Source organism: Mycobacterium sp. ITM-2016-00317 (genome assembly GCF_002968295.1).
Classification (GTDB): Bacteria; Actinomycetota; Actinomycetes; order Mycobacteriales; family Mycobacteriaceae; genus Mycobacterium.
The window spans coordinates 4,688,308-4,711,934 of sequence record NZ_CP134399.1; the positions used below are offsets into that span (position 1 = coordinate 4,688,308).

Annotated in this window: 21 protein-coding genes and 4 pseudogenes; 3 read left to right on the forward strand and 22 right to left on the reverse strand. The window is 68.9% G+C overall.

Features of this window, described 5'->3' with window-relative positions; all coding sequences use genetic code 11:
• The first annotated feature begins 39 nt into the window (after positions 1–39).
• Positions 40–631: pseudogene (locus C6A87_RS22450) on the forward strand (DUF1707 domain-containing protein).
• A gap of 6 nt (positions 632–637) precedes the next feature.
• Here C6A87_RS22450 and C6A87_RS22455 read toward each other — a convergent pair.
• The 13 genes from C6A87_RS22455 to C6A87_RS22515 form a co-directional block, all read right to left on the reverse strand.
• Positions 638–2,647, reverse strand: a complete 2,010-nt coding sequence (locus C6A87_RS22455; protein WP_311114268.1) for a VWA domain-containing protein — start codon at positions 2,645–2,647, stop codon at positions 638–640.
• On the reverse strand, positions 2,640–4,022 hold the full coding sequence (locus C6A87_RS22460) for a sigma 54-interacting transcriptional regulator (protein WP_003930116.1): 1,383 nt from the start codon (positions 4,020–4,022) through the stop codon (positions 2,640–2,642). The genes C6A87_RS22455 and C6A87_RS22460 overlap by 8 nt, the downstream gene beginning before the upstream one ends.
• A gap of 135 nt (positions 4,023–4,157) precedes the next feature.
• Positions 4,158–5,588 (reverse strand): amidohydrolase family protein, encoded by a 1,431-nt coding sequence (locus C6A87_RS22465; RefSeq protein ID WP_311114269.1) that lies wholly within the window; start codon positions 5,586–5,588, stop codon positions 4,158–4,160.
• A complete protein-coding gene (locus C6A87_RS22470) occupies positions 5,585–6,442 on the reverse strand; it encodes an alpha/beta hydrolase (protein WP_311114270.1) in 858 nt (285 codons plus the stop codon). Before C6A87_RS22470 ends, C6A87_RS22465 begins: the two co-directional genes overlap by 4 nt.
• Before the next feature lie 2 nt (positions 6,443–6,444).
• Positions 6,445–6,849 carry a RidA family protein gene (locus C6A87_RS22475; RefSeq protein WP_311114271.1) on the reverse strand — a complete coding sequence of 135 codons (405 nt, stop codon included), beginning with the start codon at positions 6,847–6,849 and terminating at the stop codon, positions 6,445–6,447.
• Positions 6,850–6,884: 35 nt separating this feature from the next.
• Positions 6,885–7,847: an extradiol dioxygenase gene (locus tag C6A87_RS22480; protein WP_311114272.1), complete on the reverse strand. Its 963-nt coding sequence runs from the start codon at positions 7,845–7,847 to the stop codon at positions 6,885–6,887.
• Position 7,848: 1 nt separating this feature from the next.
• Entirely contained in the window at positions 7,849–8,694 is an 846-nt protein-coding gene (locus C6A87_RS22485) for a fumarylacetoacetate hydrolase family protein (RefSeq protein ID WP_311114273.1), read from the reverse strand.
• Positions 8,685–9,476, reverse strand: coding sequence for an ABC transporter ATP-binding protein (locus tag C6A87_RS22490; protein ID WP_311114274.1), 792 nt, complete (start codon positions 9,474–9,476; stop codon positions 8,685–8,687). Before C6A87_RS22490 ends, C6A87_RS22485 begins: the two co-directional genes overlap by 10 nt.
• 7 nt (positions 9,477–9,483) lie before the next feature.
• A complete protein-coding gene (locus tag C6A87_RS22495) occupies positions 9,484–10,254 on the reverse strand; it encodes an ATP-binding cassette domain-containing protein (RefSeq protein WP_311114275.1) in 771 nt (256 codons plus the stop codon).
• Positions 10,251–11,291 (reverse strand): branched-chain amino acid ABC transporter permease, encoded by a 1,041-nt coding sequence (locus C6A87_RS22500; protein WP_311114276.1) that lies wholly within the window; start codon positions 11,289–11,291, stop codon positions 10,251–10,253. Before C6A87_RS22500 ends, C6A87_RS22495 begins: the two co-directional genes overlap by 4 nt.
• Before the next feature lie 52 nt (positions 11,292–11,343).
• Positions 11,344–12,231 (reverse strand): branched-chain amino acid ABC transporter permease, encoded by an 888-nt coding sequence (locus C6A87_RS22505; RefSeq protein ID WP_311114277.1) that lies wholly within the window; start codon positions 12,229–12,231, stop codon positions 11,344–11,346.
• Positions 12,232–12,235: 4 nt separating this feature from the next.
• Positions 12,236–13,549, reverse strand: a complete 1,314-nt coding sequence (locus C6A87_RS22510) for an ABC transporter substrate-binding protein (RefSeq protein WP_311114278.1) — start codon at positions 13,547–13,549, stop codon at positions 12,236–12,238.
• A 137-nt stretch (positions 13,550–13,686) separates the two neighbouring features.
• Positions 13,687–14,409 (reverse strand): transposase domain-containing protein, encoded by a 723-nt coding sequence (locus tag C6A87_RS22515; protein WP_311114279.1) that lies wholly within the window; start codon positions 14,407–14,409, stop codon positions 13,687–13,689.
• A 169-nt stretch (positions 14,410–14,578) separates the two neighbouring features.
• Here C6A87_RS22515 and C6A87_RS22520 point away from each other — a divergent pair, with 169 nt between their 5' ends.
• Entirely contained in the window at positions 14,579–15,253 is a 675-nt protein-coding gene (locus C6A87_RS22520) for an FCD domain-containing protein (protein WP_311114280.1), read from the forward strand.
• Complete coding sequence (locus C6A87_RS22525) at positions 15,250–15,921, forward strand: FCD domain-containing protein (RefSeq protein WP_311114281.1); 672 nt, start codon at positions 15,250–15,252, stop codon at positions 15,919–15,921. The genes C6A87_RS22520 and C6A87_RS22525 overlap by 4 nt, the downstream gene beginning before the upstream one ends.
• An 8-nt stretch (positions 15,922–15,929) precedes the next feature.
• On the opposite strand, the gene C6A87_RS22530 is transcribed toward C6A87_RS22525, so the two are convergent.
• From C6A87_RS22530 to C6A87_RS22570, 9 genes and pseudogenes are all read right to left on the reverse strand, one after another.
• Positions 15,930–16,604, reverse strand: a complete 675-nt coding sequence (locus tag C6A87_RS22530; RefSeq protein ID WP_311114282.1) for a hypothetical protein — start codon at positions 16,602–16,604, stop codon at positions 15,930–15,932.
• 13 nt (positions 16,605–16,617) lie between these two features.
• Positions 16,618–18,207 carry a bifunctional phosphoribosylaminoimidazolecarboxamide formyltransferase/IMP cyclohydrolase gene (gene purH / locus C6A87_RS22535; RefSeq protein ID WP_311114283.1) on the reverse strand — a complete coding sequence of 530 codons (1,590 nt, stop codon included), beginning with the start codon at positions 18,205–18,207 and terminating at the stop codon, positions 16,618–16,620.
• Positions 18,204–18,860, reverse strand: a complete 657-nt coding sequence (gene purN, locus C6A87_RS22540) for a phosphoribosylglycinamide formyltransferase (protein ID WP_311114284.1) — start codon at positions 18,858–18,860, stop codon at positions 18,204–18,206. The genes purH and purN overlap by 4 nt, the downstream gene beginning before the upstream one ends.
• Before the next feature lie 9 nt (positions 18,861–18,869).
• Positions 18,870–20,344: pseudogene (locus tag C6A87_RS22545) on the reverse strand (DUF6350 family protein).
• A 60-nt stretch (positions 20,345–20,404) separates the two neighbouring features.
• Entirely contained in the window at positions 20,405–21,262 is an 858-nt protein-coding gene (locus C6A87_RS22550; RefSeq protein ID WP_311114285.1) for a DUF5336 domain-containing protein, read from the reverse strand.
• A 163-nt stretch (positions 21,263–21,425) separates the two neighbouring features.
• Positions 21,426–21,824, reverse strand: a pseudogene (locus C6A87_RS22555) (LLM class flavin-dependent oxidoreductase); the annotation flags it as partial.
• A 58-nt stretch (positions 21,825–21,882) separates the two neighbouring features.
• On the reverse strand, positions 21,883–22,290 hold the full coding sequence (locus C6A87_RS22560; protein WP_311118044.1) for a hypothetical protein: 408 nt from the start codon (positions 22,288–22,290) through the stop codon (positions 21,883–21,885).
• Positions 22,288–23,039 (reverse strand): annotated as a pseudogene (locus C6A87_RS22565) (type III PLP-dependent enzyme); the annotation flags it as partial. The pseudogene C6A87_RS22565 and the gene C6A87_RS22560, both read right to left, overlap by 3 nt.
• A complete protein-coding gene (locus tag C6A87_RS22570) occupies positions 23,008–23,538 on the reverse strand; it encodes a hypothetical protein (protein WP_311114286.1) in 531 nt (176 codons plus the stop codon). The gene C6A87_RS22570 and the pseudogene C6A87_RS22565, both read right to left, overlap by 32 nt.
• Between the last annotated feature and the right edge of the window lie 89 nt (positions 23,539–23,627).

Consider the following 23,627-nt stretch of genomic DNA (forward strand, 5'->3'; position numbering starts at 1 on the left):
CGTACGCAGCGAGGAGCCATCGATGACGACGAGCCCTCGATGAGCAGCCCCGCCTCACGCAACGGGTCGATGCGGGCCGGGGACACCGACCGGATTCAGGTTGCGCAACTGCTGACCGACGCCGCCGCGTCCGGCACACTCGGCCTCTCCGAGTACGAATCGCGACTGAACCGGGCCTACGCCGCCAAGACCAACGACGAGCTGGACCGGCTGTCGGCCGACCTGCCGGGCGCGGTGACGCGCGGGCGCAGCGGCCCGTCCGGCCTGCGCCGTCGTCCATGCTGTTGGCCATCCTCAGCGGCTACGAGCGCCGGGGCCGGTGGAATGTGCCGTGCCGGCTGACCACCTTCGCGCTGTGGGGTGGCGGCGTCGTCGATCTGCGCTACGCCGATTTCACCTCACCGGAGGTCGAGATCCGCTCCTATTCGATCATGGGCGGGCAGACGATCCTGGTGCCCCCGGAGGTCAACGTGGACTCCCACGGTGTCGCGGTGATGGGCAGCTTCGACCACGACGTCGACGGTCCGGCTCCCCCGGTGCGCCGCTGGTCCACATCCGGGGCTTCGCGCTGTGGGGCAGTGTCGGAGTCAAGCGCAAGAAGCGCAAGCCTCCGGTCGAGCCCGAGAACTAGTCCCGGTCAGCGGCGCCGCCGCCGCGCTCCCAGATAGTCGCTGACCACCGCAGCACCCAGACCATCCAGGTCGGGCACCACCACCCGGCCGCCGACCCGGCGTGCCACCTGATCGATGAACCGGGCCAGCCCGGGGTCGCTCCCGAGCCGGAAGATCGTCACCTGCGCCCCCAGTCGGGCCACCTCGTCGAAACCGCGCACGGTGTGCGCGATGGTCCGCGGGTGTGGCGGATAGTCGAAGAACACCGAGGAGCGGCCATCCCCGTCGAAGTCCTCCAGGTGCGCGGTGGGTTCGCCGTCGGTGACCACCAGCACCACCGGTTGCGCGTTCGGGTGGCGCCGAAGGTGCCGGGTCGCCAGCGCCAGCGCATGGTGCAGGTTGGTGCCCTGCTCGTAGACGCCCTCCAGCCCGGTCAACTCGGCCGCGGTGACAGTGCGGGCATACCGGCCGAACGCGACGATCTGCAGCGCGTCCGAGCGGAAACGGGTGCTGACAAGATGATTGAGCGCCAGCGCGGTCTGCTTCATCGGCAGCCAGCGGTTCTCCATCACCATCGAGAACGACGTGTCGACCAGCAACGCCACCGCGGCCTGGGTGCGCGTCTCGGTCTCGGAGATCTCCACGTCGTCCACGGTGACCCGGATGCTCGGAGCGGTCCCGCCTTTCGGGCTCAACGGGTCGCGGCTCATCGGCTCGGTACCCGCGGTGCGCAGCACCGCGTTGGTCAGCGTCCTGGTGACGTTCCACGGTTCGGTGTCGCCGAACTGCCACGGCCGGGTGGCCCCCGTGAGTTCGCCCGCCGCCCCGGCGCGCCGGGTGTCACGTTCGCCGTGCCGACCCGAGATCTGTTGCGCCACATCACGTAGCGCCGCCTGCCCAAGCTGCCGCATGGCCTTGGGCGACAGCCGCCACTGCCCGTCGGACCCACGGTCGAGGAAGCCCTGGTTCATCAGTGCCCGCTCCAGCTCCGAGAGGGTGCGGGCGTCGACGGCGGCCTCGTCCCCGAGCTGGCGGGCCAGCATGTCGAGGTCGACGTCGTCCATCGTGGCGCCGGAATAGCTCTGCGAGAGCTGTTCGGCGAGCTGCTCGAGCTCGGAGATGTCGGCCAGCGCCTGGGCGCCCTCACCCATGCCCAGCGGGTCGTCGCCGGAGAACCGCTCCGAACCCGACCAGTCCTCACCCGGGCGGGCGGCCTGCAGGTGGGAGTCCAGCCGGTTGAGTGCGTTCATCAGCGACGGTGATCCGAAAGCCTGTTGCGCCAACGCATCCAGCTCGGCACGCTGCTGCTCGGACAGGCTGTTGCGGAACCGCTGAGCGGCGGCGGCCCGCTTCGCCAGCGAGTCCAGCAGCTCGTCGATGTTCTGCGGGTTCTCCGGGAAGAACTCGCCGTGCTTGGCCATGAACTCTTGAAAGTCTTCCGGGGAGTCCGTCCCCTGGGCATGCTTGTCGAGCAGTTCGTTGAGGTCGTCGAGCATGTCGTTGACCCGCTGCCGATCCTCGTCGGTGGCGTTCTCCAACGCCTCCTTCATGCCGGCGAACCGCTGATCGAGCATCTCCCGCCCGAGCAGATCCTTGATCTGCTCGTACTTTTCGCGTGCCTCCGGTGACCGCCAGTCGTATTCGGAGAGCTCCTGGACGGCCTTGGCCGGCGACGGCGACAGAGATTCGAGCTGAAGCTCCCCGAACCGGGCGTCGTCGTCGAGGGCTCGGGCCAGCTCCTTGCGCTCGGCCAGCACCGCCTCGTCGAGCAGCTTCTTGATGTCGGCCAGCGTGCCGTCGAGGTTGTTGCGCTGCAACAGTTCCCGGCGGCGCCGGTTGGCTTCGGCGGCCAGCTTGTCGGCTCCGGGCATGTTCCTGGTGCCCCGCCGAAGCAGTTCGGACAGCGCGCGGCGCGGCGAGGTGCCCTCCATGACGTCCTGGCCGATGGCCTCCAACGCCTCCCGCAGGTCCACCGGAGGGGCCAGTGGGTCCGGCCCGCCGGTGTAGCCCGAGTACCTCGACAGCCTCTTAGCCATAGACGGTTTCGCCTTCTCCGGACACCTTGTCGATGCGCTTGGCCAGGTACAACGCTTCCAGCGCCAGCTCGATCGCGGCCGCGCGCTGCCCCTCGGACGTCGCGTCCAGGCGCTGCTGGATCTGCGCGACCGCGGGCACCTCGGGCAGCGCGGCCAGCACCTCACGGGCCGACACCCGCTCGCCGGTGGTGACCGGCGAGCCGTTCTCCACTGCGGTGACGATCGGCCCGACGTCGATACCGCCGAGCAGCCGCTGCGCGGTCTCGGCGGTCGCGCGCCGCAGCAGGTGTTCCAACACGGCCTGCTCGCGCCCTTCCTCGCCGGACTCGAACTCCAGCTTGCCGCGCAACACGTCGATCACGTTCTGCAGATCGACCACCCGGGCGACCGGGTCCTGCTCGCCGAGCAGCGCCGCGCGGTGCCGCGCCGACGCGGCGACGGTCTCGGCGGCCGCGATCGCGAAGCGGGCCGAGACGCCGGAACGCTGGTCGATGGAGCTGGACTCGCGCAGGCTGCGGGCGAACCGGGCCAGGATCTGCAGCAGGTACTCGGGCACCTCGGCGGCCAGGTGTGCCTCCTGGGAGATGACGCCGACCTCGGCGTCGAGCTGCAGCGGGTAGTGGGTGCGGATCTCGGCGCCGAACCGGTCCTTGAGCGGGGTGATGATCCGCCCGCGGTTGGTGTAGTCCTCGGGGTTCGCGCTGGCCACCACGAGCACGTCCAGCGGCAGCCGCAGCGTGTAACCGCGGACCTGGATATCGCGCTCCTCCATCACGTTGAGCATCGAGACCTGGATGCGTTCGGCCAGGTCGGGAAGCTCGTTGACCGCGACGATGCCGCGGTGGGCGCGCGGGATCAGGCCGTAGGCGATGGTCTCCGGATCGCCGAGGCTGCGGCCCTCGGCGACCTTGATCGGGTCGATGTCCCCGACCAGGTCGGCCACGCTGGTGTCCGGGGTGGCCAGTTTCTCGGTGTACCGCTCGCTGCGGTGCCGCCAGGTGATCGGCAGGTCGTCGCCGGAATCGGCGGCCCTCCGGATCGACTCCGGGGTGATCGGGCTGTACGGGTGCTCACCGAGTTCGGAACCGGCGATCGCCGGGGTCCACTCGTCGAGCAGACCGACCAGGGACCGCAGCAGACGCGTCTTGCCCTGACCGCGTTCGCCGAGCAGCACGAAGTCGTGTCCGGCGATCAGTGCCCGCTCGACCTGCGGCAGCACCGTGTCCTCGAAGCCGAACAGACCGGGCCAGATGTCGTCGCCGGCAGCGAGCCGGGCCAGCAGGTTCTCCCGTAGCTCGGCCTTGATGCTGCGCTCCTGATGGCCGGAGTCACGCAGCTCGCCGACGGTGCGGGGCAGATCGTTAGGTGATGTCACACCGACCACGCTACGACTGTCCCGGACATCAGGCAGCCGGTCCCTGCTCAGAGGGGCCGAATCGATACTCCGGCCAGGCCGCCGGACACCGTTGGGCCGCCCGAGGGGTAGCGACCCAACGGTGTGGTCGGTGACCTACTCCGCGGCGGGCTGCGCGCCCACCTTCTCGTACTTGCGGACGTCGTTGACGACGTCCATACGTTGCTCGCTGGTCCAGTCGAGTTGGGTCTTCGGGGTTTCGGCACCCTCGTAGGCCCGTTCGTAGCTCAACAGATCCCAGCCGTACTCGTTCGGTAGGTAGTCGTTGCGGATGAAGCGGGTCCGGATGTCCTCGGGGAAGGACTGGACCTCGCCGTTGAGGATGACGGTCTCGACCTTGCCAGGCTGGTAGAGCACCTTGATGTCGGCCACCGGGTCTCCGTCGACGACGATGATGTCGGCCAGCTTGCCCTCGGCGAGCACCCCGAGGTCGTCGGGCAGGCCCATCGCGTTGGCGCCGTGCTTGGTGCCGGCCTGGATGGCCTCCAGCGAGCTCATGCCCGTGTAGAGCATCAGCATCTCCAGCTCCCTGGCATGCCATTGGCCGTACGGCACCAGCGAGAAGCCGCTGTCGGTGCCCATCGCGAACTTCACCCCGGCCGCGTACGCGCGGTGCAGGCTGTCCATCGTCGCGTCGTTCATCCGTTTGGTCGCCTCGGAGATGTTCGGGCGCACCCGCAGCGTCTCGGCGAACTCCACGATGTGGTGCATCAGCAGCTGGGTCGGGGCCAGCGGGATCTGGCTCTTGGCCAGCTTCTCGATGGTGGCGTCCGACATGTGATTGCCGTGCATGATGTGGTCGAACCCGGCCTCCACCGCCGCGTTCATCTCCCCGTCGCCGCGGGCGTGGATGGTGATCTGCATCCCGAGCTGATGAGCGAGATCGGCACAGAACTTCAGTTCGTCATCGGTGAACGCCTGGAAGTCACCGAACGGGCTGTCGGCCAGCTTGATCAGATCCACCCCGGCCTTCTTCTGGCGGCGGATCTCGTCCTTCATCTCGTCGAGGGTGTTGGTCAGCTTCCCCGTGCTCGAATCCGGATTACCTGTGGCATCGGGGAACCAGTCGGTCAAGCCGTTGCTGGTGGTCAGATACCTTCCCGCGCTGGTCATCCGGGGACCGTGCACGATGCCCTGCTTGATGCCCTCGCGCAGCCCCACACCGATGTAATAGCTGCCACCGGGCTGGGAGATGCTCGTGACGCCGGCGGCCAGCACCTTCTCGACGTTCGCCGCGGCGATCAACGTCCGCAGCTCCGGCGGCGTGTAGATGCCGATCTCTTCCTCGGTGCGGGCCAGCCCGTAGGTCATGTGGCAGTGGATGTCGATCAGCCCCGGCATCACGGTCTTGCCGCGGGCGTCGATCACCTCCAGCCGCGCGCCGCGCGGGATGTCGGTCTCGCGGTCCACTGCGCCGACCTTGACGATCCGCGCGTTGTGCACCAGCACAGCGCAATTCGGGATCGGCGGGTTCGCGTCGCCGTCGACGACGGTTCCGTTCTCGATCAGCAGCCAACGATCGGTCATTTCAGGCCTCCCACGCCGTGTTTGCGGATCAGTTCGACGAACAGGTCCGGGTTTTCGAAGTACGGGGCATGCCCGCAGCCGGGCATCAGTTCGAGGGGCGCACCGGGAAGGTTCTGCTGCGCTTCGACGCCCATCGACGGCGGGGTCCACTTGTCGTCGGCACCCCACACCAGCAGCACCGGTAGCTCCGGCAGCCGCTTGGCCAGCTCGGCGTCCTGCCGGAAGTCGTTGCAGTCCTCGTCCAGCCACTGCGAGACCTTCAGCAGGGCTTGCTTGGCTCCGGTCGAGGAGTTGATCATCGACTCCTCGCGCACCCAGGAATCGGTCACCATCTCCGGATCGGAGACCAGGAACGTCAACTTGCGCCGCACACCCTCGACGCTGCCGTCGGAGAGCACCTCGGGTGGGGTGTGGAACTCCTGTGGGAAGTCGCTGACGCCGACCGAACCGATCAGCACCAGTCCGGCCACCAGGTCCGGCCGTTGCACCGCGATCGCCGCGGCGACATGGCCGCCGAGCGACGTGCCCAGGAAGGTCACCTTCGACAGGCCCAGCGAGTCCAGCACTCCGGCGATCACATCGGCGAAACCCTGTCCGGTGTAGTCGATGTCCTCACGCTTCTCCGCGAGGCCATGGCCGGGGAAGTCGATGGCCAGCACCCGGAAGCCCTCGGCCACCAGACCCGGCATCACCGGCACGAACCGGTCGGCCCGGGATCCCGCGCCGTGCAGGCACACCAGGACGCTGTCGCCGGAACCCGACTCGACGACGCGGGTGGTGACGCCCGCCCCGGTGACGGGGTAGGCGATCACCGTGTCGCGACCGTGGTGGAACGGATAACTGCGGTACCCCACGGTCACGACGCGGCCGGGCGCACGGCCAGTGCCTCGATCTCGACGCGGGCAGCTTCCTCGACCAGACCGGAGATGATCAGGATCGTGTTGGGCGGATACACACCGGACGGGTAGATCTCGGCGAACTTGTCCAGCCGGCCCTTCATGAACTCCGGGATCATCTCGCGGCCGACCAGCAGGGTGCGGAAACCGACGACGTGCTCGAAGCCCAGGCCGGCCGCAGCCAAGGCGATACCGATGTTGTCGTAGGTCGCCTTCACCTGCTCGGCGCCATCAGAGGTGGGGAACTTTCCGTCGGCGTCCGCGCCCATCTGACCGGCCACCACGACGATCTCACCGGGACCCCCGATCCCCAGGGTGGAGTAGTTGCCGAACTTCGGGAGAGGGGCGTCCTGATAGGTGATCATGTGTTTTCCTTCTTCTTCTCTGTGTTTTCGATGTGTCAGACGGTGTAGCGGACCGCGCCTGTGCCGCAGATCCAGGCCGGGGTGGGTTGATAGGTGAGCACTTCACACGGCCCTCCGCCCATCGCCCCGGCGACGGCCATCCAGTTGAGGATCTCGTGACCGCCATGGCCGCCGCGCTTTTCGATGTCGTCGTAGGTCCAGGCGAACAGGGCCTGCATGTCACCGCCGGACAACAGTTCCAGGAACTCCCGGTCCCATTCGGGGTTGACGCAGGCGTCCCCCATCTCCTCGGCCATCTTGATTTCGTAGGGGCCGATGTCGGTCCACAGACCGGGGTCACGCTCGAGATAGCCGCGGCCTTCGTTCTGGAACGTCTTCATCCTGGTCAGGAAGTCGTCCGACTCGCGGCTCGGCTCCCAGATCGGCGGCCAGTGCGACAGACCGCCGGTGCCCCAGAACATGATTCGCTTGTCGCTGTCGGCGACTGCGGCCCGCACCGCCTCCCCCACCTGGTAGGCGCGCCGCATGGTGATCAGAGGCGGAGTGAACACGTTGAGGTACACCGGGATGATCGGGATGTCGCCCTCGGGCCGCAACAGCTTCATCGGCACCATCAGGTTGTTGCCGAACTCGGCCGTACCCATCCGGGTCGCGTCGATGCCGGCGGCCACCAGCGTGCGCAGGATGTGCTCGGCGAGCTCCTTCTCCCCACCGAAGGTGTGCACCCGGTCGAACTTCAGCAGCTCGAGCAGGTGCTCGCCGGGGCCGGTGTGCTGTTCGGCCACAGCGACGCTGACCGACGGCATCAGAGTGCGGAAGTGGTTCTCGAAGTGGTCGTCCAGGAACGCGATGATCACATCGGGCTTCGCCTCGGCGACGGTGCGCTTGAGCTCGTCGTAGGCGGCGAAGACCGACTGATGCTCGTCGGCGGTGACGTCGTCGGGCCAACCGAGTATGCCCGGTGCGTGCGAGGCGGAGATGCCGCCGACTACGGGCATGTCAGCACTCCGTCCTGACCCTGTTCGAAATCGTTCCGACACCGGCGATCTCGACCTCGACGACGTCGCCGTCGCGGAGGAACTCGGGCGGATTGCGCTTGAAGCCCACACCGGCGGCGGTGCCGCTGACGATGATGTCTCCGGGCAACAGCGGTGTCACCTGGGAAATCTCGGCGATCAGCCTCGGGATGTCGAAGATCAGGTCCCGGGTGAACGCGTTCTGCTTGACCACACCGTTGACCCGGCAGGTCACCTCGATGTCGGGGTTGATACCGATGGTGTCGCGGTCGACGATGCCCGGGCCGACCGGGGTGGAGGCCGGTGCGTTCTTGCCCAGTGTCCACTGCACGTGCCGGATCTGGCGGTCACGCACCGACACGTCGTTGACGACGGTGTAGCCCGCCACCACATCCCAGGAGTCCTCTTCGGACACGTTGCGCGCGGGCGCCCCGATGACCACTCCGAGTTCTGCCTCCCAGTCGAACTCGACGGACACCGAACTCGGCAGGTCGAGCCGGTCGAAGGGACCGGCGATCGTGGACAGATCCTTCATGAACACCACCGGCGCCTTCGGCACGGTCGCCAGGAAGACGTCCATGGACTCCTGCTGATGATCCAGGTAGTTGATGCCGATGCAGAAGACCCGGCTGCCGGGCACCACCGGAGGCAGCAGCACGACGTCACTGCGGGGCACCCGTGCGGCCCGGGCGTCGGTGATGCGCTCGTTCTGGCCGGCGGCCAGCAGCACCAGCGCGTCGCGCAGCGACCAGTCCACACCGACGATCTCGTCCCCCTCGGTGTAGCCGCACCGCGTGGCGCCCTGGTGGACGAACTGAACTAACTGCAACGAACTTCTCCTTCGGTTTTCGTGGTTTCGGCAGCGCCGGACAGAATGGCTTCCTCCGTGCCGCCGAGGAAGATGTGCGAAAAGCTGGGATCGGCCCGCAGTTCGGCCGCCGACCCGGACCGGCGCACCCGCCCGGTGGCCAGTACGTAGGCCCAATCTGCCGATGCCATCGCCAGATTGGCCCGCTGTTCGACGAGAAGAACCGCGATCCCGCTGGCCTTGAGCTCGGCCAGCTGCTCATCGAGCAGCCGGGTTGCCATCTCTTCGGTCAGACCCGCGGTGGGCTCGTCGAGGAGCAGGACCTTCGGCTCGAGCATCAACACCCGCGCCATCGCGAGCATCTTGCGCTCCCCGCCCGACAGCACACCGGCGTGCCGCTTGAGCATGGTCTTGAGCCGCGGGAACAGTTCGAGCACGCGTTCCTTGTTGACCGCGACCTTGTCCCGCGACAGCCGGTACCCGCCGATGACGATGTTCTCCTCCACCGTCAGCGGTTTGAAGACGTCGTCGATCTGCGGGACGTATCCCATTCCCGCAGCCGCCCGTTCGGCGGTGGACATGGCGGTGATGTCGCCGCGTCCGGCCAGATCGACCGTGCCGCCCATCGGCTTGACCAGGCCGGCCAGCCCCTTGAGCAGAGTGCTCTTGCCGCAGCCGTTGGGCCCGACGACACAGGCGGTCTTGCCGGCCGTCAGCTCCAGGCTGACGTTGTGCACGATCGGTACGCCGTTGTAACCGACCGTGAGTTCGTGAACGCCGAGCACGGCGGTGCCGGGGCTCATGCGGGTGTCATCCGGCGACATAAGCATCCACCACTTCCTTTTCTCGGCGGGCTGCCGCCATGGATCCTTCGAACAACACCTGTCCGCGGGCCATCACCACGACGGCGTCGGTCAGGCGTTCCACCGCGTCGAGTTCGTGAGCGACCATCAGGATGCTGATGCCCCGGTCCCGCAACTCGACCAGGAAGTCGGAGATGCGCTCGATGATGCTCGCGTGCACCCCGGCGAAAGGTTCGTCGAGCAGCAACATCTCGGGCTCGGTGGTGACCGCCCTGAGCAGCTCCAGAATTCGCCGCTGACCTCCGGAGAGGTCGCCCATGTAGTCGTTCTCCTTGGCTTCGAGCCCGAACTCGGCCAGCAGCGCCCGGGCCTTGACGACCGCGTCGCGCTGAGCGGGCAGCCAGCTGCGCCTGGGCCGGGTGAACACCTGCAGGAACCCGGTGCCGCCCACCGAGCGGTCCGCGATCAGCAGGTTCTCCAGCACCGTCAGGCGCCCGAAGTCGGCGGGCATCTGGAAGGTCCGCATGATGCCGCGACGGGAACGCTTGTAGGGCGGCAGTTTTGCGATGTCCTGGCCGCGATGCAGTACCCTGCCCGCCTCCACCGGCGCGGTGCCGGCCAGTGCGTGCAACAGCGTGGACTTCCCGGCCCCGTTGGGCCCGACCACCGCGGTGATCTTGGCGCTGGGCACGTGCAGTGACACATCCTGCAGCACCCGGTTCTTGCCGTAGGCGACCGTCAGACCTTCGATGGTCAGGATGTTCTCGTCGGCCATCATGCGACTCCCTGCTTGGTCCGGACCTCGCCGGTCGATCCCGGACGCAACGTGTCCCAGAACGGCACCGGCGTCCCGTCGAGGCCGAAGGTGCGCTTGCGCTCGGGGAAGACGCCTTGCGGGCGCCACCACAGGAACGCGAGGATGACCAGGCCGACAACCACGAACTGCAGGGCGTCGACGGTGCCCGGGGCACCGAACTGCGGCAGGTAGCGCGTGGCCTCGGTCAGGCCCACCGGGAGCACCATGGCACCGAGCAGCACACCGAACCGGTTGCCTGCGCCGCCGACGATCACGGCGCCCATCAGGATCAGCGTCTCCTGGTAGGACCAGTCCGCCGGTGCGTAGGTGCCGATGAACGAGGCCAGAACGGCGCCGCTGAGCGCACCGAGGCCGTTGCCGACCGCGAAGGCCGACAACCGCACCGGGGTGACGTTGACGCCGAGGGCGTCGGCGGCCTCCGGGTTCTCCCGCACCGCCCGCAGCACCCGCCACAGCGGGGTCCGGGAGATCCGCAGCACCACCCAGGCGGCCAGCATCGTGAGCAGCACCGCGAATCCTGCGTAGAGCCAGGAGTATTCGTCGGATCGCAGGCCCAGCTCCTCCTTGAGCGGAGCCGGGATCAGGTACAACCCGTGCCCGCCGCCGAGCAGCCCGGGCATCGCGACCACGAGCGCCGCCGCGATCAGCGCCACCGACAGCATCGCCACCGCCTGGTAGTCGGAGCGCAGGCGCCGCAGCGCGACCAGACCGATCGGCAACGAGACCAGCATGCCGGCCAGCACCGCGCCGACGAACGGCAACGGGAACGGCAGCGACGCCCCCCAGAAGTACTCCTGGACGACGGTGCCGCCCTCGGCTTCCGGTGGTCCCAGCGACAGCAGCGCCACGGTATAGCCGCCCACTGCCACCGACACGATGTAGCTCAGGTTGAGCAGACCCGTGTCCGAGTACTGAAGCTCCAGCCCCCAGCAGCCGATGACGGCCACGGCGGCGTAGACCACGAGCGTGACGATGTAGAAGGAAAGATCCGCATTCATGCGCGATCCGTTCCCGCGCTCGTGCCTCGCACGTCCACTCCTCGCTGGGTCGTCATACCTGTAGTGCCCTTCCTGACGAGAACTCCGCACGGATGCCCTGCGGCCGCGCCATCAGCACGCCGATCAGCACCAGCAGCGCGATCGCGATCTTGAAGCTGGGGTCCAGCCACACCGCGGTCACCTCGGTCGCCAGCCCCAGCACCAGTGCACCGAGCATCGCGCCGTAGGCGTCACCGATTCCGCCGAGCACCGCGGCGGCGATCACCAGCACGATGAACGTGCGGCCCGAGGTCGCCGAGAACGACGAGCTGATGATGAACAGGGCGACGCCGGCCAGCCCGCACAATCCTCCGGAGATGGCCCACGCCGTGGCCACCACGCGCTGGGTGGCGATACCGCACGACTGTGCCAGGCCGCCGTCCACCGAGGCTGCGCGCATGGCCAGCCCCAGCCGGGAACGCTTGAGCAGCAAGTGCATTCCGGCCATGGCGGCCACCGCGAGCCCGATCACGACCAACTGCAGATCGGTGACCGCCGCGCTGGCGATGGTGAACACCACCGTCGGCGTGACGTCGTACCGGAACGACAGTGGGCCGACCAGCGCCAGCAGCGTGTTGGCCAGGACCAGGCTGACCGCCAGGCTGATCACCAGCATCTGGAACACCGACACTCCGCGCCGCGCAAACGGTTGGTAGACGAAGTGATTGAGCAGCAGCGACACGACGACGCCCGCTGCGACCCCGACCAGCGCCGCGCCCGCCATCGGCAGCCCGGCGTTCGCGGCCCCGAGGGCCGCGAACCCGGAGATCACCATCGTCTCGCTGAACGCAAGGTTGAAGACGTTGGAGACGCTGTACTGCAGGGTGAAACCGACCGCGGCCAGGGCGAGCACCGCGGCGATCACCACCCCGAACACCGTCGCAGAGACAAGGAGATTCACGAGATCAGCGCTGTCCGCTCGCGAGTGCTTCGAGCTCGTCGGCGGGCAGCTGGTTCACCAGCCGCAGCTGCTTGGCTGCCGGATCCCAGTCGTAGAACGCGAAAGCGCCGATCACGTTGTGGAATTCGTTCAGCCGGTACTCGCCGTTGGCGCCGACGTACTGGATGTCCTCGCCCTTGCCGAGCGCCTCGACTCCTTCGGAGTAGTTGGTGACCACGGTCTTGGCGTCGCCGGCGGCCAGGAGCTCCGGGATCACCGAGTTGTAGTCCTCGGGTTCCACCGAATCGGTCTTGGTGGCGGCCAGACCCGACAGGATCACACCGTCGTAGGCGGCGCGGGAGTACGCGCTGTCCTTGAAGGACGGCACGTCGATCCCGTCCTGACCCTCCAGTGACTGCAGGGTCTCGACGTAGGTCTCGGTGCCGGCTCCGCCTTCCTGGGCGTACCGGACGACGACCTGCAGCGACTTGGCCAGGGCCTCGTCACCGCCGTAGGCGTTCACCGCCACCTTCTGCCAATCACCGGTGGTGGCAAGGGTGTTGGTGACGATCGGGATGTCTGCGCCGCCGGCCTGGTTGAGTTCGGTCAGGAAGGTGCCCGCGGTGACCGCGTCGGCCTCGAAGACGATGGCGGCAGGCCGGTTCTGCAGGATCCGGGCGACCTCGGTGCGGTAGGACGGCTGCTCGGGCTGGATGGTCATGGCTTCGGTGACGTCGACACCCAGGCCGCCCAGTGCCTCCTCCAGCGGTGGGATGTTCGCCTGCGCGGACGCGCCGCCGACGAAGACCAGGGCCACCTTGTCGAAGCCCTGCTGCTGAGAGTGCAGCGCCATCGCCTGTGCGCCGACGGTGTCCGAGGTGATCAGGCGGTAGTAGTAGTCGAGTTCGGTCCGGTCGAAGCGACCGTCGCCGGCCGGGGAGAACATCACCTGGGTGGCTTCTTCCAGGACCGGCGCGGCGGCGGCGGCCTCGGCGGTGCTCGGGCCGAGCACGGTGAACAGATTGCCGGTGGTGCTGAGCATCTGACGTGCGGCGGGCACCGAGTCACTGGCGGTGCCCTTGGTGTCGAACGCCTCGCACTCGATGTCGCGTCCCAGCACACCGCCGGCCTCGTTGATCTCCGCGGCAGCGGGCAGGCACCCGTTGACCACTTCGGCGCCTTCCACCGCAGTGGGGCCGCTGAACGCCATCAGCATGCCCACCACCAGGGGATCACCGGAACCACCGGCGTCGCCGCCGCTGCCGCCCGAGCATGCGGGCACCGCGAGCAAAGCGGCCGCGGCCGCGGCGCTGGACCAGACCTTCGTCGATTTCTTCATGTCACTCCCACTGAGTCGGCAACCAATCCTCAACCATTCATCGCCCAATCAGGCTAGAAGAGTCGGGGTGTGCGTGGGAACACAATCACGCAAATTACCGGGCCGCCACCCAAGATCACTGTTGACTTAAGGCGCCGTCAGCGGCGTGCCCGCGCCGCCGCCAGAGACTTCTCCAGCGCCACGGTGACGCACGCCCGAGCCAACGCATCCTGGCGCCACGCATCCGCGGTGCGGGCACGCAAGCCGCGGAACGGATTCTCGGGCTCCGCCGATTGCGCAGCCGCCACGACCAGGATCCCGGCCGTCGTGCGCTCCTGCAGGACCGCGGCCGCCGACGCGGGCAGGTCCACACTCACCTGTGACCCGGAGACACTGTCCAGCAGTGCCACCGCGGTGTCGAGATCCGCTCCGCGCACGTCACAGGCGCGCAGGCCGCCGGTGCCCGCCTCGGTCATCCACCACAGGCCGGGCATATCGGTCACCTGGTATCGATGCAGTTGAAACACGCTTTCGTCGCCGACTGCCGGTACCGTGCGCACGGTCTCGTGCAGCAACAGGGCCAGCGGCAGCGTGCCGAGCCGGGAGCGGGCCCTGGTGATCGCGCTTCTGGTCGGACGGTCGCCGGACAGTCCGCGTCCGGTGGCGGCGGGCAGCGTTGTCCACAACAGATCCGTGATGGCGTCGTAGCCGGCGAGCGGGCACATCGCCGACGCCAACAGGTGGTAGGTCGTCACCCACGGCGGCAGGCTGCGCACCCGTTCGGCGGCGATGCCTGCGGACACTGACGCCGTTTCGACCATGTCGACCGGGATCGCGCTCACCAATGCCGACAGCGCCAGGCGTTCTGAAGTGCCGATCATCGCGCCGCCTTAAGTCAATTGCTTATGAGCCCGGACAGCTCAGAGTTTACGCATGCGTTACTTGAACCAATCCGGCCATATTGGTCGACTTATGTCGCTCTGACCACTAAACGCGCCCAATTTGGGCGTATTGGTTACAGTGGAGGTCGTGCGCTCGGAGGGGGAGACGATGAGGGAAGCAGCGGGGCCGGACGCCGACCGCGACGTCCGTCGGCTGATCGACGAGTGGGTCGGGGCTGCGGACCTTCCACCGGACGGCCGGCTGCCGGCCGAGCGTCACCTCGCCGGACTGCTCGGCTGTTCCCGCGCCCAGGTGCGCCGCGTGATGTCGGAGCTCGAACGCGAGGGACGGGTGGTCCGCGAGGTGGGGCGGGGAACCTTCCTGGTCCCGGACGGCGACACTCCCCCGTCGGTCGCCGGTGGTGCGTTCGCACCCGCAGCGATCATGACTGCGTCGCTGATCTTCGAGCCCGAGGTCGTCTCGCTGGCCGCTCTCGCCGCCACCGAGGAGGACTTCGCCCAGCTGCGTCGCTGCCTGGCCCGGGGCGCGGCGGCCACCGACTACGAGACGTTCGAGCAGTGGGACGTCACGTTGCATCACGCGTTCGCGGTGGCCACACACAACCCGCAGATCGTCGCGATGGTGGACGTGCTGAACTCGACGAGGAACAACCCGGTGTGGGGCCGGCTCAAACGCGACGGCTACACCCCCGAGAACCGGGCCACCATCGAGCACGAACACGAGGAGATCGTCGAGGCGCTCATGCAGCGTGACCGGCGCCGCGCGGGCGCGGCGATGACCGAGCACCTGCGGTTCGTGCAGTCTGTGGTGTTCGGACAGTGAACGAGGACGAGGACGCCACGGTCGCCCGGTATCTCGACGACCAGATACTGGCCGGCGCACTCCGGCCCGGCAGCCGGGTGCCCACCGAGCGCGCGCTCGCCGAACTCCTCGGCTGCAGCCGCCACGACGTCCGTAGACAACTCGACGTGCTGGAGAACCAGGGGCGGATCACCCGAGAGGTGGGCCGCGGCACGTTTCTGACCCAAGACGGGGCCTCCCCCGCCGCCATCGCGGAGCCCGTCGAGATCAGCCCGCTTGACCTCATCGGCGCCCGCGCGGCATGGGAACCCAACCTCATGACACTGGTGGCCGTGGCCGCCACCGCCGAGGACTTCGCCGAGATCCGACGATGCCTGGAGCAGGGCGACGCCGCACGCACCCCGGAGGAATTCGTGGAGTGCGACATGGCCTTTCACCGGGCGCTGGCGTCCGCCACCCACAATTCAGTGGTGGCGGCACTGCACGACATGGTCGAGTCGGGCCGGCGTCGGCTCGCAGGCAGCGCGCTCGACGCCCGTCCCTACAGCGCCGACAACTACGCCGTGTGCCAGGGGCAGCACCGCGAGATCGCCGAGGCGATCTTCGACCGCGACGCTGTCCGCAGCCGGGAGGCCATGCGGCGCCATCTGCAGACGGTGCGCGGACAGCTGCTCTCCGGTCTACCCTGACCGTCTGATCAGCGGCTACCGGGCGGCAGCATCTGGAAGCCGCCCAGGATCTGGTCGACGTCGCGGCGGTACTCCGGATCCTGCTCGTCGGCGCTCTGCACGGTGACCGCCACCCCGTAGGTCCGGCCCTCGCTGAACATCACGGCGCTGAGCAGATCGGCGCGGCGCGGCTTGAGGCCGGGCAGCAGTGACGACAGATAGTGCCCGCGCACCGCGGGGAGTCCGCACACCGTGGTGTCGGTCAGCGTCAGGTCGGTCACCCCGAGCTGCTTCACCTGCCGCTGCTGGTCGGCGAAGAACTTCTTCGCGGCGATCTCGCCGCGGTGGGACTCCAGCGTCACCACCGCCGTCGGCGCGATCCCGCCCTTGGCCAGCCCGTCGTTGCGCATCACGAACCGGATCATCGGCGAGTCGAGCGCGGTGATCCGCTTCCAGCCGTCGGGCTGCGGGATGCGCAGCACCGGTTCGGTGTCGGCCGCGGACCCACGCGGCGGCGCGATGTCGGCGAGCTTGCCGTTCACCGACGTGCAGGCATCAGCCGACGCGTACGAGCCGAACGGCGTGCCGGGCTCGACGGCCACCGCCCGCGCGTCGTCGACCACCCTGGTGCACGACGGCACCAGGGTCGCGGCGAGCACCACCGCAGCCGCGACCGCCCGGCGCCGCGTTCTGCTCGAGAACATCAACCCGTCACCCCTAGTGCGCGAAATGCCGTGCCCCGGTGAGGTACAGCGTGACCCCGGCAGCCTCGGCGGCCGCGGTCACCTCGTCGTCCCGGACCGAACCGCCGGGATGCACGACCGCGGTGACGCCGGCCCTGATCAGGGTCTCGAGACCGTCCGGGAACGGGAAGAACGCGTCCGAGGCGCCGACCGCGCCGCGCGCGCGCTCACCGGCGCGCTCGACGGCCAGCCGGGCCGCGTCGACCCGGTTGACCTGTCCCATGCCCACACCGACCGTCGCCCCGTCCTTGGCCAGCACGATCGCGTTCGACTTGACCGCGCGGCAGGTGCGCCAGGCGAACACCAGATCGGCGAGCATGGCCGGGTCCGCAGGAGAACCGGTGGCCAGCCGCCAGTTGGCGGGGTCGTCGCCGGCGGCGTCGAGCGCGTCGCGCTGCTGCACCAGCAGTCCACCGCTGACCTGACGGAACTCGGTGCCGCCCTGCTGCGGCTGCGACGCCACCAGCACGCGGATGTTCTTCTTGCCCGACAGCACCTCGACGGCGCCCGGTTCGTAGGCCGGCGCGACGATCACCTCGGTGAAGATCCCGGCGACGGTCTCGGCCATCTCGACCGTCACCTCGGTGTTGGTCGCGATCACGCCGCCGAACGCCGACAGCGGGTCGCATTCGTGGGCCTTGCGGTGCGCATCGGCCACCGATACCGAGGACACCGCGATGCCACAGGGGTTGGCGTGCTTGATGATCGCCACGCACGTGTCCTCGTGGTCGAACGCCGCCCGCCACGCCGCGTCGGCGTCGGTGTAGTTGTTGTAGGACATCTCCTTGCCGTGCAACTGCTCGGCCTGGGCCAGACCCGGCCAGCCACCCACGTCGCCGTACAGCGCGGCCTGCTGATGCGGGTTCTCGCCGTAGCGCAACACCGCCGACCGCCGGAACGTCGCACCCAGCCAGCGCGGCAGCACCGCCGACACGTCCCCTGCGGTGTCGTCGGGGGCCAGCACCGAATCCATCCAGGACGCCACCGCGACGTCGTACTCGGCGGTGTGACGGAAAGCCAACGCCGCCAGCTTCTTCCGCTCCGCATAGGTGAAGCCACCGGCACGCACCGCGGCCAGCACACCGTCATACCCGAGCGGGTCGACGACCACGGCCACGCTCGGATGGTTCTTGGCGGCCGCGCGCACCATCGACGGCCCGCCGATGTCGATCTGCTCCACGCACTCGTCGACGCCTGCCCCGGAGTCGACGGTCTCGGTGAACGGGTACAGGTTCACCACCACGAGCTCGAAAGCTGCGACACCGAGCTCCTCGAGCGCCGCCACGTGTTCGGGCCTGCGCTGATCGGCGAGCAGACCGGCGTGCACGTGCGGGTGCAAGGTCTTGACCCGCCCGTCGAGCACCTCCGGGAAGCCGGTGACGTCCTCGACCGGGGTGACCGGAACACCGGCCCCCGCAATGGTTTTCGCGGTCGATCCGGTGGACACGATGTCCACGCCGGAAGCATGCAACCCCTGCGCGAGCGCAACGAGTCCGGTCTTGTCGTACACGCTGATCAGCGCCCGGCGGATCGGCCGCCGGAACACCTCGTCGTTGTCGCTCATCCTAGGGTCGCCTTTCGTCCTGTCCATCTCACGCCGCGGGTGGCCACCGCCGCCACCACATCAACCAGCAGTTGTCGTTCGCTCACCTTGATCCGTTCGTGCAGGCTCGCCTCGTCGTCGTCGTCGCGCACCGAAACCGCCTCCTGGGCGAGGATCGGGCCGGTGTCGGTTCCCTCGTCCACGAGGTGGACGGTGCAACCGCTCACCCGCACCCCGTAGGCCAGCGCGTCGCGCACCGCGTGCGGGCCGGGGAACGCAGGCAGCAGCGCCGGGTGGGTGTTGAGCACACGACCGGGGAACGCCGAAAGGAACGCCGGTCCAAGAATTCTCATGAACCCGGCCGACACCACGAGGTCCGGTTGGTGAGCTACGGTCGCCGCGGTCAGCGCCGCGTCCCACGCGGCGCGGTCGGCAAACTCGGCGGGCGGCACGGTGAAGGTCGGTACCGAGTATCGGTCCGCGACCTCCAGCGCCGGGCACACCCGGTCGGTACCCACCGCGACCACCCGGGCCGGGTACTCGCCGACGGCCGACCGCAGGAGCGAGGCGAGCAGCGAGCCGCCGCCCGAGGCCAGCACGACCACCCTGGCCGGCGCGCTCGGTGGCACGCGGATGCCATATTGCTCCTCGTGTCCGCGGGCCAGGGATTGCACGCTGAAAGCCTAGTGGGCCCCGCGTTCGCGCTCGCCGCCGCTGTCGTCGTCCACCACGCTGCGCGTTTCCTCGTCGACCACGAAGTGGTCCTCGGGGTCGAAGTCCGCCGCGGGCATGGGTGCGGCGGAGGCCGGCGGGGGGCCGTCCACGGTTTCGGGACCGGGCTCGGGACCGGGTTCGGGGTCGGCCTGCGGCTCGGGTTCGGGGTCGCGTTCGAGGCCGGGCGCGGGCGCGCCGGGCACGATCTCGACGGTCTCGGGGTCCGGGTCCTCGCCTGCCGACTCCTCGCCGTCGAGGTCGTCGTCCGGGTCGCCAGCCGCCGGCGCGGGCACCGGCTTGGGCTTGGGTTTGCGGACGCGGGGGGTGATGCCGCCGGACATCACCACGGTCAGCGCACCGATCCCCCACATCCACAGGAACACGGCGGGCGCGAAGGTGGCCTGGTCGACGCCGACGTCGCCGAAATTGCCCAGCGGTCCCCCCCGGCATATCCGAGCAGCGCCATGATCGCGGCCGCGGCGACCGCGGCGGCGGACAGCTTGGCCAGCGCGGCCCCCATCGGGAGGGGCCGGCGCGCGCACTGCTGGCCCAGCGCGACCGCCGAGACGGCCGCGGCGATCATCAGAGCCACCCACACCGGCCCGAGTGGCGGGGTCGGCACCGCGGCCAGCACCGGCAACGCCGGTATGTCCCCGCCGAACACGGTGAACGGGCTGAACGTCGCAAGACCGATGTGCGCACTCGACCCCACCGCGACCGCGGCGGCGCCGACCATCACGTTGGGCAGGTAGAGCACCGAGAGCACCATCAGGCTGAACTGACCGAACATCGAGTCGGTGATGGAGAACAGGTCGTGCATCGTCGACCAGTGCACGACCAGCGACCCGGCGACGATCGCGCCGGACAGCCCCATCAGCGTGAGCACACCGGCGGCGGCGGCCCGGAACGCCTCGGGCAGCCACCTCGGCAGAGGCGAGGAGGCCAGTAGCGGTCCACCCACCCGGGGCCCGACGCCGAGCACCGCGCCGATCGCGTGGACGGCCAGCACGGAGCCGAACGCGTGCAGCGCGTCGGGGGTCTGCAGTTCGGTCAGCACCGAGGCGGCGTCGTGGATGACCGCCAGGCAGATCGCGGCGATCAGTATCGGCCCGCCCAGCGCCGAGCCCACCACCCAGCGGGTGACGAACCACGACGTCGACGACGCGGTCGCCGCCGCGGTGGTGCGCGCGGTGCCGTAGATCATCAGCAGGACCGGCAACAGCGGCATCACCCCGAGGGCGCTGCCGCCGATGGACACCGGCACCACGTGTACACCCAGCCACATGCTGGCGATGGCGCCGAGAGCGCCTGTCATGTCGCTGTTGGCGATCACCAGCTGCAGCAGGACTACCGCAGCGATGATCAGCAACGCGACGAGCGACGGTCCGAACGCGACCCGCAGCAGGTCACGTGCCTGTCGTGTGCCGACTGGCCGGGTGCTCACGGGTTGGGCCGCTCCTCGCAGACGCTCGGGCGCGCGACGGTCGCGCACGCGCGGCTCAGACTACGACGAGGACTGACCCGACTGCGAGGAAGACGGCGACTGGGGTGGCGTCGGTGTCTGGGTGGTCGGCGTGTTGCTCGCCGGCGGTTGACCGTAGGTGGGGAAACCGGTGGGCGGGGTGGGCGGGCCCGACGGTCCCGACGGGGCCGCGGCCTGGAAACCACCGGTGTTCTGCCCGCTGCCGGGGTAGCCGCCGCCGGTGTACTGCGTCGGGTATCCGGGGCGCTGCTGCTGCGGGCCCTGCTGATGCTGGCCGGGGCCACCGGGCTGCTGCTGGCCGTAATAACCGGGGTACTGGCCGTAGGACTGCGGCTGCTCGTACTTGGGCCGCGGCACCGGCGCCGTGATGACACCGGAGTCGAACAGCAGGACCACGACGGCGACGGCGGCCTGCAGCAGCGTGAACGCGATCACGAGGTACAGACCCCAGTCGATGGACGCCTCGGCAGGCTTGTTGACGACCTCGGCCATCACCAGCAGGAAACCCAGGACCGCGGCGACCGCGGCCACCGCGGTGAAGTTGCGCTGCCGCGGCAGCAGCCCCACCCCGGCCAGCAGCCCCGCCACGATCGCGGCGATGACCGCGAAGACGATGCCCAGCGAACTTCCGGTCAACTCACCCAGACCGGGGAAGCTCGACGACGCGACGCTGAACTGCGGACCGAAGCTCGACAGGTACACGAGCAGGCCGAGGGTCGCGACGGTGGCACTGAGGTAGGCGGGCAGCCGGCTCGGGCCTTCGGTCGCCGGGTCGGCGTCGGCGATCCTGCTGAACTGCTGGGTCGGTGCGGTGAACTGGGTGGTCGGCTGCTGGCCCGGGTATCCAGGACCTCCGGGCGCGCCTTGTGGGTACGACATGACCTCTCCTGTGCTGTGCGGGCATCGGAACCGACGGTGCCGCCATCCAGGACGACAGTCGACGTCGATCAATCCGCCTGAGCGATTCGATAAACCACGCTAGCGCACCCCTGGGTGGGCCTGTCACCTCATCGGGGGCACCCGAGCGCCGTACCGCGCACCGCTACACCGCCGTGAGCACGGGCGCGTCCGCCGATTCCCGCTCCGAATCCTCGATCTCGCGGACCAGCGGGAGCACCCGCTCCCCGAAGTACTCGATCTCCTCCTGGAAGTGCAGGAAGCCGCCCAGGATCAGGTCGACTCCGCGTTTGCGGTAGGCCGCAATGCGTTCGGCGATCTGCTCGGGTGTGCCGATCAGCTGGGTGCGAAATCCGTCGTTGTACTGCACCAGATCCTCGAACGTGGAGTCCGCCCACATGCCGCGCTCGTCGGCGGTGGAGTTGCCCGCCTGCTGCACCGCGTTGCGGAAGCCTTCCACCGCAGGCGTGTTCGCCTTCGCGATGATCTCGCGCAGCACCTCTTTGGCTTCTTTCTCGGTGTCCCTGGCGATGATGAAGCCGTCGGCCGCCCCGTGGTCATCGGTATGGATCGCGGTGATGAAAAGGGTCCGGCGGCGGCGCTCAGGCCATCACCACCGGGGTCGGGCCGATCCCGTTGAAGCGGGACGCGGTGACGCTGGTGTAGGCGCCCATCATCGGGCTGATCAGCAGGTCGCCGACCCCGAGTGCGGGCATCGGGTACCCGCGCGCGATCACGTCGGCGCTGTCGCAGGTCGGCCCGGCCAGCGTCACGGGTTCGAGGACCGGGTCCGCGCCGGTGAGCTCGCCGACCGCGAGGACCGGCGGGTGCACGTCTTCGGTCATCACGTTCGAGTAGCTGCCGTAGAGCCCGTCGTCGAGGTAGTGCCACAGCTGTCCGTCGCGGACCGCGGACCCGACCACGCTGGTCAGCAATGTCATGCAGTCGGCGGCCAGGAAGCGTCCCGGTTCGGCCAGCAACTCGAACTGTCCGCGGCGGTCGCCGAGCACGTCGTCGACGACCGCGCCGATCTCACCGACCGCCGGCGCGGTGTCGCGGTAGCTGACCGGGAACCCGCCGCCGATGTCGATCACCCGGGTGTGCACGCCGAGGCTGTGTTGCAGGTGGGTGACGAGCTCCAGCGTCTGCCGCAGCGCGTGCCGGTACGGTTGCGCCGAGTCTCCCTGGCTGCCGACGTGAAAGCTGAAGCCTGCGAACCGCACCCCGGTGGCGAGCACGTGTTTGACCATCAGCTCGGCGTCGGCGGGTTCGACCCCGAACTTGGTCGACAGATCCGACTTCGCGCCCGGGTTGCGGAACGCCAGCCGCACCAGGAGTTCCACGTCGGCCGGCCGGTCGGTGAATTTCTCCGCCTCGCAGGGATTCTCGACGACGAATGTCCGCACGCCCGTGGCGTAGGCGTGGTCGATGTCAGCCGGTTTCTTGATCGGGTTGGTGTGGATGCAGCGGTGCACCGGCAGGCCGAGCTGCTCAGGAGTTCGATCTCCCCGCGGGTGGCCACGTCGAACCCACCTCCGCAGATCGCGATGGTGGACAACACGATCGGGTGCGGCAGCGCCTTGACGGCGTAGTGCAGGCCGAATCCCGGCAGCGCGGCGCGCAGTTCGGCGAAGCGGCGTGCCACCAGGTGCGGTTCGAGGATCAGCACCGGGGTGCCGTGGGTCTGGGCCAGGTCGGACCAACACCGGCCGCGGTCGCGCAGTTCGTCACACAGCTGGGACCGTCGCAGCGGATTCACGTGCGGTCTCCTTCCCCTGTTCCGGCCGGTGCCGCACGAGTAGTGCGCTGAAGCGCTCGTAGCTGAAGATCGCGCAGGCGTAGAAGGCCACGTCGGAGACGACCTTGCCGAAGATCCAGCCGGCCGCCACATTTCCGAGCAGGGCCGGCCCGAGATAGAAGGCCAGCGGGCGCACCACGATGCTGTCGACCAGTTCGGCGGGGCCGAACTCGACCATGACGCTGCGTAGCGCCAGCAGGTTCGCCAGCACCGCCCGCGGCACTCGGCGACGGTGCGCCAGGTCGCGGTAACCGCCGCGCAGCGCCGCGGCGAACGCCACCGCGTAGTACCCGACGGACGCACCCACCGTGGCCGCCACCGCGGCCAGCGCCATCGACCCCGTGGTGGCGTAGGCGGCCGCTGCCGCCCCGAACTCCCCTGCCGTTCCCGCCAATTCGCACGGCAGGTAGCGCCACGTCCATTCCTTGAGCTTCGCCTTGGGCGCGGTGCAGTCCCCCATGAATCGCACTGTTCCGTCTCGGGAACCCGGTGTCGCGAGTAGCCGGCTACCCGTGTTCGGTGCGGACGGCCCGTTGCCGCCGAACAGGT